This is a genomic window from Bradyrhizobium sp. (assembly GCF_004799405.1).
GTDB lineage: Bacteria > Pseudomonadota > Alphaproteobacteria > Rhizobiales > Xanthobacteraceae > Bradyrhizobium.
On the sequence record NZ_SSMW01000153.1, the window covers coordinates 43,164 to 53,630 of the forward strand.

Consider the following 10,467-nt stretch of genomic DNA (forward strand, 5'->3'; position numbering starts at 1 on the left):
TCTCGCAAAAGGGCCTCGCTATCAAGCGCAAAAGGCCTAAAAAAGCCTCGCCGCGTGCTATAGCTGGCCCGATCATTTTTGAGGCGAAAACGGAAATCTCGATGTCTGAAACCTTGGAAAAGCCCACCACCCCGCAAGCCCAGGCAAACCCGCTGCTAAAGCCGTGGCAGACGCCGTTCGAGACGCCGCCGTTCGCCGAAATCCGCCCCGAACACTTCCTGCCTGCCTTCGAGCAGGCCTTCGCCGATCACTCAGCCGAGATCGCCGCGATCACCGGCGATCCCGCCGCGCCCGATTTCGCCAACTCCGTCACCGCGCTGGAACGCTCGGGCAAGCTGCTCTCCAGGGTGTCGGCGGTGTTCTACGACCTGGTGTCGGCGCACTCCAACCCGGCGCTGCTCGAGATCGACAAGCAGGTGTCGCTTGCGATGGCGCGGCACTGGAACCCGATCATGATGGACGCCGTGCTGTTTCGGCGGATCGCGCAGCTCTACCAGAACCGTTCCAGACTGGGACTGACCGCCGAGCAGATGCGGCTCTTGGAGCGCACCTACACCCGCTTCCACCGCGCAGGCGCCGGGCTCGACGAGGCCGCCAAGAAGCGGATGGCCGAGATCAACGAGCGGCTGGCGCATCTGGGGACCTCTTTTAGCCATCATCTGCTCGGCGACGAGCAGGACTGGTTCATGGAACTCGGCGAGACCGATAGCGACGGCCTGTCGGACACCTTTATCGAGTCGGCCAAGGCCGCGGCCGGCGAGCGCGGCATGGCCGGCAAGGCGATCATGACGCTATCGCGGTCGTTTGTTGAGCCGTTCCTGAAAAGCTCCACCCGGCGCGACCTGCGCGAGAAGGTGTTCAAGGCGTTCACCGCGCGCGGCGACAACAACAACGAAAACGACAACAACGCCACCATTGTCGAGATCCTTCAGCTCCGCGAGGAGAGTGCCAAGCTGCTGGGCTTTGCCACCTTCGCCGCGTATCGGCTGGAGGATTCGATGGCCAGGACGCCCGAGGCGGTGCGCGGCCTGCTGGAGCGGGTCTGGAAACCGGCGCGGGCCCGCGCGCTCAGGGATCGCGACGACCTGCAGGCGCTGGTGGCGGAGGAGGGCGGCAACTTCGCGCTGGCGGCGTGGGACTGGCGCTACTACGCCGAAAAGCTGCGGCAGATCAGGGCCAATTTCGACGACGCCGCGATCAAGCCTTATCTCGCGCTCGACAACATGATCGCCGCCGCCTTCGACTGCGCCACCCGGCTGTTTGGCGTCAGCTTCGCCGAGCGCAAGGATATTCCGGTCTGGCACCCGGACGTGCGCGTCTGGGAGGTCAAGGATGCTTTCGGCAAGCACAAGGCGCTGTTCTATGGCGACTACTTCGCCCGCCCCTCGAAGCGCTCGGGGGCCTGGATGACCTCGCTGCGCGACCAGCAGAAGCTCGATGGCGAGATTACCCCCTTGATCCTCAATGTCTGTAACTTTTCCAAGAGCGCCGATGGCCAGCCGTCGCTGCTGTCGCCGGATGACGCGCGGACGCTGTTTCACGAATTCGGCCACGCCTTGCACGGGATGCTGTCCGATGTGACCTATCCGTCGCAGTCGGGCACCAGCGTATTCACCGATTTCGTCGAGCTGCCCTCGCAGCTTTACGAGCACTGGCAGGAGCAGCCGCAGGTGCTGCGGCAGTTCGCCCGGCATTACCAGACCGGCGAGCCGCTGCCGGACGATCTGCTGAAACGCTTCCTCGCCGCGCGCCAGTTCAACCAGGGTTTTGCCACCGTTGAATTCGTCTCCTCGGCGCTGATCGATCTCGAATTCCACACCCAGCCGGCTTCCGCCAGTCGGGACGTGCGGGCGTTCGAACGCAAGGAGCTGGAAAAGATCGGCATGCCGCCGGAGATTTCGCTGCGGCACCGGCCGCAGCAGTTCGGCCACATTTTTTCCGGCGATCATTATGCCTCGGGCTATTACAGCTACATGTGGTCCGAAGTGATGGACGCCGACGCGTTCGGCGCCTTCGAGGAGGCCGGCAATATCTTCGATCCCGCGGTCGCCAAACGCCTGCTCGACGACATCTATTCGTCGGGCGGCTCGCGCGATCCTGAAGACGCCTATGTCGCATTCCGCGGCCGCGAGCCGGAGCCGGACGCGTTGCTGCGCCGGCGCGGCCTGTTGGAAACCCCCGAAGCGGCCTGACGTGAACAGGCTCCCTGAGGTGACATCAGCGATACGCCGGGTGTCCGGCTGGCTGCTGTTGGCCGCAAGTCTCGCCCTCGGCGCCCACGCCGCGCAGGCGCATCCGCATGTCTGGATCACCGCCAGCAGCGAGTTGCTCTACGGCGCCGATGGCTCGATCATCGGCGTGCGTCATGCCTGGACCTTCGATGACGCGTTCTCCAGTTATGTGTTGCAGGGCATCGAGACCAAGACCGAAGGCGTCTACAGCCGCGAGGAGCTGGCGCCGCTGGCGCAGACCAATGTCGAATCGCTCCACGAATTTGGCTTCTTCACCTTCGCCCGCGCCGACGGCAGGAAGCAGAAGTTTCAGGAGCCGGTCGATTATTATTTTGAATACAGGGACAGCCGGCTGACGCTGCATTTCACCCTGCCGCTGAAGACGCCGGTGAGGCCAAAGGTGCTGGCGCTCGAAGTGTTCGATCCGGAGTTCTTCATCGACTTCAAGTTCGCCGACCCGGATCCGGTCACGCTGGTCGGTGCGCCCGACGATTGCCGGATGAAATTCCAGCGGCCGGCCGACGGCACGGCCGAGGCCCAGAAACTCGGCGAGCAGAATTTCATGGGTGGCGATAGTTCGAATTACGGCGCGATGTTCGCCAACAAGATCATGGTGGAGTGCCCGTGACACGCATCGCCCTTCCCAACCGTGCGTCGTGATCTGCCGGTTCCGTCCTGGGGAACTGGCCGTCGATAGTTGGTGACAGGTTGTCGTGCTCTTCAGTTTAATTTGCGTGGCGGCGACGAGTCTGGTCCTCTGCCCTTGGGGTATGCACTGAGACACTCATGGGGGCACCATGCTGATGCGTGGAATTGGCGCTGTCGCGCTGACCGTATCTCTTTCATCTGGAGCGTTGGCAGAGACGCAGGGCATCTTGCGTCGAATATCATGCACGATGGTTCGCGGTTACGTCGCGAGGTATTCAGCTTCAACGGCCGAAATGTGGGCGCGCAGTCACGGGGCAACCGAGGCTCAGATTGAAGCTGCGCGAGAATGCTTGAAGGGAATGGCAGACCAGACCGTGCAGACTACCCGCTGGTTTGGTCGGTAAATCGCGATCTCCATTCATCCAGAGAACGGGCACGACGTCGGCCGCCGTACCTCTATCAGCGGATATTGTCGCGGATAGAGTGTAACTGCGGCGCGATTCAGCCCTTGTTCGGAACGACGCGCTCGCCGATGATGGCGCCAACAAGAATGTGCCCAGGGAGAGCGCCACGATGCCGGTTTTGTACGGGATTCTCACGGCCGTGTTACTGCTGGCTGGCGTAACACCATCATGGGCGCAGGGATATCCGAACCGGCCGGTGCGCGTGGTGGTCGGGTTCACGCCCGGTGGCCCCACCGACGTCATCGCGCGCCTCGTGGCGCAAAAACTTTCCGACAGTCTCGGCCAGCAATTCTTCGTCGAGAACCTCGCCGGCGCGGGCGGCAACATCGCGGCCGGTCAGGTCGCGCACGCAACCCCCGACGGCTACACCATCATGGCGATCAGCACCGGCTACATGGTGAACCCCAGCCTCTACGCCACGGTGCCGTACGATCCGGTCAAGGATTTCTCCGCCGTGACCCTGGTTGCGGTTTCGCCAAACGTGGTGGTGGTCAATCCGTCGGTTCCAGCCAAAACGCTGCCGGAGCTCGTGCAGCTGATCCGGGACAATCCCGGCAAATACAGCTATGCCGGTCCGGGCGTGGGCTCGACGCCGCATCTCGGCGGCGAGCTGTTTCGTCTGACCTACAAGCTCGATCTGGTCCACGTTCCCTTCGCCGGCGCCGCGCCGGCGGTGCAGGCCACCATCGGCGGCCACACGCCCATCGCCTTCACCGCGTTGCCGTCCTCCCTTGCGGCGATACAGGCCGGCCAGGTGCGCGCGATCGGCATTGCGGCTGGCGAGCGCGCCGAGCAGATACCCGACGTGCCGACCTTCGCCGAACAGGGCGTCAAGGGTCAGGAAGCCGATACGCTGACCGGCATCGTTGCGCCCGCAGGCACGCCAAAGGAGATCGTCGAGCTGCTGGCGCGCGAGATCGCCAAAAGCGTTGCCCAGCCCGAGTTCAGGGCGAAGCTTGCAACGCTCGGCTTCAAGCCGGTCGCCAATACGCCCGACCAGTTCGCCGCGCGCATCAAGCTGGAGATCGAAAAGTGGGGCAAGGTCGTGCGCGACGCGAATCTGAGAATCGAATGAGCGGTTGCAGGCAATGTCTGGCGGAATAGCAGGGCCGGCGGCCTTCGCGCGGTCCCCGGTTCGCTGTCAGCGCTTGGTTTTGACGCGTTTTCTTTACGCGAACCGGTACCCACTTCGCGCGAAAACGCTCTAGCGGACAGAAGCGCCGGGTATCACCAGCGAATTGATTCCCGGCTGTTGGCTGAAGCCGACCCCGAGTGACAGGCTGAGATTCGACGTCGGCTGGAATTCGACGCCGGCACGCGCGCTATAGCCTGACAATGAGTTGGACGTGTTGTCGAAGGGGGCAAAGGGGTTACCGATGCCGTTGTTGTATTTCAGGGTGTCGAAACCGGCAAAGACCCTGACGGGTGAGTTCTGGAAGTTGTAGCCGACCTGCATGCCCTGGTAGGAACCTGGATTGATGTTGCTTATGCTGGTCAAGCCGAGGCCGCCGGCTTCGCTGCCGACAAACCAGCCGTTCGGAAAATTGTAGCGCAGATAGGAAAAGCCGCCGCCTCGGGCATCGGTGCCGTCAAAGCTCGGAAAGTTGCCGTAAGTGTTCAGGCTCTGGCCGCCGGTTGAATCGCCGCCGAAGCCGAAAAGCGAGCCTGGGATCCAGTATGACACCGGGGCGGTTTGGGCATGGGCCGTTTGCCCGCCCGCACAGAGCGCCGCCAATACCAGTGCCAGACCCAATCTGCGTGAGAAAATCGACATCCGCGCGACCGTCAAATGTGCCGGAATTATACCGTCCGGATCTCAGAAACGCCAGTGTGAATGCAGCCGGCGTGCCGGCCCGGTTCAGTTCGCCAAGGCCGTTGCGATGATATCCGAACCCTTCTCCGCGACCATAATTGTGGCGGGATGGATGTTCGGCGATGGCATGGCCGGCATGACGGAAGCGTCGACCACCCGCAACCCGTCGATACCGCGAACGCGCAGCTGGCTGTCGACCACCGCGTCGTTCTGCTCGCCCATCCGGCAGGTGCCGCAGGGATGAAACACGGTCGAGCCGACCTTGCGGACATAGTCCTCGATTTGCTGGTCGCTTTTCACGTCGGGCCCCGGCCGCAACGGTTCGCTGACGAGCGAACGGAACGGATCGGTCGCCGCGATTTGGCTGGCGATGCGAAACGCCGCCACCATGATCCTGACGTCGTCGGGGTGGGTCAGGTAGTTGGCGAGAATGCGTGGCGGCATCCGGCCTTCCTTGTCGCGCAGCGTGATCTCGCCCCGGCTTTTCGGCCGGCAGACGCTGAAGATGAAGCTGAAGCCGGGCCAGCGATGCAGGCCCTTCACAATGCCGTCCGACGAGTAGTTGAGTACCTGGTACTGGATATCCGCCACCGGTTCCGACGGATTCGATTTGGCGAACAACGTTGCCTCGGTCGCGCCGACGGCCATCTGGCCGGAGCCGGTGAGCAACCACTGCAACGCGAGTTTTGCCGACTTGACCGGCGACAGCACGGCTTCGTTGAGCGTGCCGGGCAGGTGGGTCTTGAATGCAAAGCTCGACTGATAATGATCCTGCAAGTTCTTGCCGACACCGGGAAGATCGAGCTTGACGTCGATGCCTTCCGCGGCGAGCTCGCCGGCGGGTCCGATGCCGGAGGCGAGCAGCAGCACCGGCGAGTTGATCGAGCCGCCCGACAGCACCAGTTCACGGCGCGCGCCGATGCGCTGGATCTGGCCGTTGCGCTCGACCTCGACGCCGACAGCGCGGCGGCCTTCGAACAGAATCCGGCGCACATGAGTCATGGTCATCAGTTCAAGATTGCGCCGCTTGAGGTTCGGCTTGAGATAGCCGACCGCGGTCGAACGGCGCCAGCCATTGTGGACGTTGAGCGGCGCGAAACCGATGCCGTCGATGCGCTCGCCGTTGAAATCCGGATTGCGCTGGTACTGCAGGCGCTCGCAGGCTTCGACGAAGGCCCTGGCGACCGTCGACGGACGCTTGATCCGCGAAACCGTCATCGGGCCGCCGGTGCCGCGCCACTCATTGGCGCCGTCGACGCAATGCTCCATCCGCTTGAAGTAGGGCAGCACGTCGCGGTAGCTCCAGCCCTGCGCCCCGAGCCGTTGCCATTCGTCGTAGTCGCTCGGCGCGCCGCGCAGGAACACCAGGCCGTTGATGGAGCCGGAGCCGCCCAGCACCTTGCCGCGTGGCCAGACGATGCTGCGGCCGCCGAGGCCCGGCTCCGGCTCGGTCGCGTAGCCCCAGTTGACGTTCGGATTGGGGACGAGCTTGCCGAAACCCATCGGTATGTGGATCCACGGATTGCGATCACGTCCACCGGCCTCGATAGCGCAGAGCGTAATGTCTGGATTCTCGGTAAGTCGCGCCGACAGCACGCAGCCCGCCGAGCCCGCGCCGACCACGACGACATCGAATTCGGCGTCTAATCCGGATTTGGTCATGGCTGTCCCTTTGACATGATCGCACTCGGGAGAGGGGTTAGGCGGCGAGCCCCCGCCGGGGCTACGATCGATCGAACAGCATCCAACGGTTCAAAATTGAAATGGAGTGACCGAAACCGACATCTTCCCGTCCGCAGTTTGCTCCACCTTGAAATCCACCTCTTTTTCCGCCGTGGCATCCGCGACGGTGGCATACAACAACCCGCTGCAGGTGACGCTTCGTTTGGTCTTGTTTCTTGAATTCATCCGTATTGTCTCATCCAGTTTATAGGCCGCACCTTTTCTCGCCTTTTCCAGAATCGCGGATTTTTCAGCCTCGGTAGTCGTATTCTTTGCCATTTCCGTAACCGTACTCGAATTCCTGGCGGCGTAATTGACCAGCGCATTATTGCTGTCGTCCGAAACGATCTTGACCACCGAATTGCGCGCATCCGCGGTATCGCACTCAGGCCCCGCCCCGCTGCCGCTTCCGCTACAATCGCTCAGCAAACCCAGAGCGAAGAGGCACCCCAAGACCGTCTGCCCTTCCCGAAAATGCTTCATCGGAGTGCTCACGATTATCTCCTTGTCTCACCATAACGGACATCGCCGGGCCGGCCCGGCATGTCCGTTTCGTACCAACAGGCGAGACGGCGCACCCCGGCGAAAAATTCCGGCGCCTGGCCGCGATCGATATCTCATGCCTTGTTGGTGAACCAGATCGTTGGCGCTCCGGCCACTCCCGCATTCTGCATGGCACTCTTTAATTCGGCGCTTGTCGCGAAGGCTTGCGCGGCTTCGAGGGAAGCAAACTCGTGGGTTACGGTGATGTCGTTGGGATTGTCGGCTGCCCGGTATACGGCCTGAGCCGTTACGCCCTTGGCCTTCTGGACCGGCGCGAAATCGTCGTAGGCCTTACGCCAGGTTTTGTAGTCGGAGACTGTGTGCCTGACAAACATGGTCGTCATTATCGTTCCTCCCTGAAAGATTGCATCAATTTTCCCCCGGCGGTTCGCCTGTGTCCGCTATTCCTACAGGGGCTCACATTCGCTGTCCCGACCGGTATGTTCCGGCGCGATGCTATTCGATCACCTCGTCGGCGCGAGCAAGCAAGGTAGGCGGAATTGCAAGGCCAAGCGATTTTGCGGTCTTGAGATTGATAATGGTCTCGATCCTGGTCGAGCGTTGCACCGGCAGATCGGCAGGCTTGTCTCCCTTTATTATGCGCCCCGCATAGCCCCCGACAAGACGTGAAGCGTCCTGCGCGTTGGCACCATAGCTCATGAGGCCACCCAAATCGACAAACTCGCGCTGAAAGTACAACGTCGGAACCGCCTGCTTCGCCGCCGCCTCTATGATCTGGAGTCGATTGACGATGAACAGCGGATCGACCGAGACGAACAGCACGGCGATATGTTGTTGCGCGATCGTGGCAAAGGCGTTGTCGATCTCCTCCTTGTTGCCGGCATTGAGCACCAGCAACTTTTTCTCGACGCGACCGGCCGCTTCTGTGGCATTGCGCAGTTGGGCCTCTGCTGTCGGACGGTTGGGATTGATCAGTACGCCGATGACTTCGGCAGCGGGAAGCAATTCGCCTATCAATTCCAGATTCTTGGCGCCGAGTTCGGTGGCAAGCCAGGTGACGCCGGTGATGTTGCCGCCTGGCCGGTTCAAGCTGTCAACCAGACCCGAGGAAACGGGGTCGTCGCCGGTCAGGAACACGATCGGAACGGTCGATGTCGCGCGCTTGGCCGCTAGGGCGGCGACGTTGCCGCCCATCGTTATGATAAGGTCCACGGGGCGCTGGACCAGCTCCCCGGCGAGAGCTGGCAGCAGGTTAAATTGGCACTGAGCCCAGCGATACTCGATCGCCACGTTCTCGCCCTCGGTAAACCCGCTTGCATTGAGGCCATCCAGAAAGCCAGTGATGACCGTCTTGAAAGTCTCCGGCGAACCGCTGGCGAGAAAGCCGATGGTCGGCCGCGAACGTTGCGCACGCGCCGCCAAGGGCCAGATCGCCGCGCCGCCCGCCGCCAAAAGAAATGTGCGTCGTCTCATGTCTGCTTCCGCGCGGGCTCGGAAAGTTGAGCTATTGAGCGGCAATGAAGGTATTCGGTATTGCGTTGGTTGCCAACAGGCGGCATCGCAATGTCACTGATCGCAATGTCACTCAATGACATCGTCGGCGCGGCCGAGCAGGGTGAGCGGAAAGCTGACGCCGAGTGTCCTGGCGGTCTTGAGGTTGACCACGAGTTCGATACGCTCTTTAGTTGATATTGTTTTTTGCCTTGCAAGCTCTGTATTTGGCCAGAGCTTGTGGCGAGCCTTCATTCCAGGAACCGTCTGCGTGGATAGGTATGCCCGCCGATACTGCGCATTGTTTTGCAATGTTGTGTTGAGATTTTGTGCGCGCCGCTCCTTGGAGATTCGTATATTGGGCGCATGCAATCGACGGGATCAGCAGTGCGGCGGAGGCAAGTAGAAGAAGATATTTTGGATTTTTAATTGTAATCATTTCTCCCGGAAGTTGTTTTTCAAATGCTAAACATTAAACACTTCGGAAGGGTAGCACTTCGGGTCATTTGATGTCATCTTTAGTCGCAGCCAGGTGGTGTCATGCTGGGCACGAGTAGTTGGAAGCTCCGCGACAGTGAACAAATCATTGTTTGCAATAGAAGCCTCTTGGGTCAAAAGCACTTTTTGATCGGAATCACCCGCGTTCGCGATGAAGCGCTTATTCTCCAAGACACGCTGGACTACGTCTGCAAGAACGTCGATGCGATAGTCGCCTATGACGACGCGAGCACGGATCGAACGCTGGAGATTCTTGGCGAGCACCCAAAAGTTGCTCTAGTTGTGACAAATCGGTCGTGGGAAGCGGACATCGAGGCACGCCGGATTGCCGAGGGTCGACATCGCGGGCTTTTGCTGCAGACGGCGCGCGAACATCTGCAGTTCGACTGGATATTTTGCTTCGATCCGGATGAGCGCGTTACCGGAGATCTGCGGGGATTCACGGAAGGAACGCATTCCAGCGATTACGACGGCGTGCGGATTCAATTGTTCGACGCCTATATGACGCCTGGCGATCATGCACCCTATCAAGCCGATCGCGAACTATTGGGCTTTCGTCGCTTCTTCGGCCCGGAGCGGCGAGACATTCTGATGTTGTGGCGAAACCGGTTGGAGTTCATCTTCGCGAAACGAGAACCGAGCGGCGTGGAACACGTGCGAACCGGTCTCTATTGCCAACACTATGGTAAGTCGTTGTCGGTCGATCATTGGGAAGAGACCTGCGACTACTACATGCGACACTTTCCATTCGATACCTACGGACGAAAATGGCTCGAGCGCAAAGGTCGAGCAATCCACACCCAATCTGACTTCATGCGACCCTTGTACGAGTGGGGCGACACGCTCTTCGCGAATGCGGTCAAGATGTGACTGAAAATCGAGCGTGCGCATCGTGCCAATGTGACCGCTTGGTTTGCAGGCTCACGCCGAGTAGTCTTGCAGGAGCGCGGGAGGATTTCGCCGATGTCCGCTATGGGTCAAAAGCGGAATAGCTCAATGCGAGCAAATGACTTCCGCTTCTCTAATCGGCCGGTTGAGGTCAAGCACTTTCAGGCTATCCACCGCTGCAGTGTCGATGTCTCTCACGGGCTCGCGC

At 61.0% G+C, this 10,467-nt stretch carries 10 protein-coding genes; 4 read left to right on the plus strand and 6 right to left on the minus strand.

Annotation, left to right across the window (positions count from 1 at the left end):
- The first annotated feature begins 101 nt into the window (after positions 1 to 101).
- From E7813_RS24865 to E7813_RS24880, 3 genes are all read left to right on the plus strand, one after another.
- A complete protein-coding gene (locus E7813_RS24865; RefSeq protein ID WP_291577940.1) occupies positions 102 to 2,192 on the plus strand; it encodes a M3 family metallopeptidase in 2,091 nt (696 codons plus the stop codon).
- A 19-nt stretch (positions 2,193 to 2,211) separates the two neighbouring features.
- On the plus strand, positions 2,212 to 2,859 hold the full coding sequence (locus E7813_RS24870) for a DUF1007 family protein (protein WP_291577941.1): 648 nt from the start codon (positions 2,212 to 2,214) through the stop codon (positions 2,857 to 2,859).
- Positions 2,860 to 3,452: 593 nt separating this feature from the next.
- Complete coding sequence (locus tag E7813_RS24880; protein WP_291577943.1) at positions 3,453 to 4,418, plus strand: tripartite tricarboxylate transporter substrate-binding protein; 966 nt, start codon at positions 3,453 to 3,455, stop codon at positions 4,416 to 4,418.
- A gap of 129 nt (positions 4,419 to 4,547) precedes the next feature.
- Here E7813_RS24880 and E7813_RS24885 read toward each other — a convergent pair whose 3' ends face one another.
- The 6 genes from E7813_RS24885 to E7813_RS24910 all read right to left on the minus strand — a co-directional run bounded on the left by E7813_RS24885 (position 4,548) and on the right by E7813_RS24910 (position 9,245).
- Positions 4,548 to 5,117 carry a hypothetical protein gene (locus tag E7813_RS24885; RefSeq protein WP_291577944.1) on the minus strand — a complete coding sequence of 190 codons (570 nt, stop codon included), beginning with the start codon at positions 5,115 to 5,117 and terminating at the stop codon, positions 4,548 to 4,550.
- 84 nt (positions 5,118 to 5,201) lie between these two features.
- Positions 5,202 to 6,818, minus strand: a complete 1,617-nt coding sequence (locus tag E7813_RS24890; protein WP_291577945.1) for a GMC family oxidoreductase N-terminal domain-containing protein — start codon at positions 6,816 to 6,818, stop codon at positions 5,202 to 5,204.
- Positions 6,819 to 6,908: 90 nt separating this feature from the next.
- Positions 6,909 to 7,373 (minus strand): hypothetical protein, encoded by a 465-nt coding sequence (locus tag E7813_RS24895; protein ID WP_291577946.1) that lies wholly within the window; start codon positions 7,371 to 7,373, stop codon positions 6,909 to 6,911.
- Between the two features lie 122 nt (positions 7,374 to 7,495).
- Positions 7,496 to 7,765, minus strand: a complete 270-nt coding sequence (locus tag E7813_RS24900) for an antibiotic biosynthesis monooxygenase (RefSeq protein ID WP_291577947.1) — start codon at positions 7,763 to 7,765, stop codon at positions 7,496 to 7,498.
- A 112-nt stretch (positions 7,766 to 7,877) separates the two neighbouring features.
- Positions 7,878 to 8,900 (minus strand): ABC transporter substrate-binding protein, encoded by a 1,023-nt coding sequence (locus E7813_RS24905; protein ID WP_291577948.1) that lies wholly within the window; start codon positions 8,898 to 8,900, stop codon positions 7,878 to 7,880.
- A gap of 63 nt (positions 8,901 to 8,963) precedes the next feature.
- Positions 8,964 to 9,245, minus strand: coding sequence for a hypothetical protein (locus E7813_RS24910; protein WP_291577949.1), 282 nt, complete (start codon positions 9,243 to 9,245; stop codon positions 8,964 to 8,966).
- A gap of 168 nt (positions 9,246 to 9,413) precedes the next feature.
- On the opposite strand from E7813_RS24910, the gene E7813_RS24915 reads away from it, so the two are divergent.
- Complete coding sequence (locus E7813_RS24915) at positions 9,414 to 10,241, plus strand: glycosyltransferase family 2 protein (protein WP_291577950.1); 828 nt, start codon at positions 9,414 to 9,416, stop codon at positions 10,239 to 10,241.
- Positions 10,242 to 10,467: the final 226 nt, after the last annotated feature.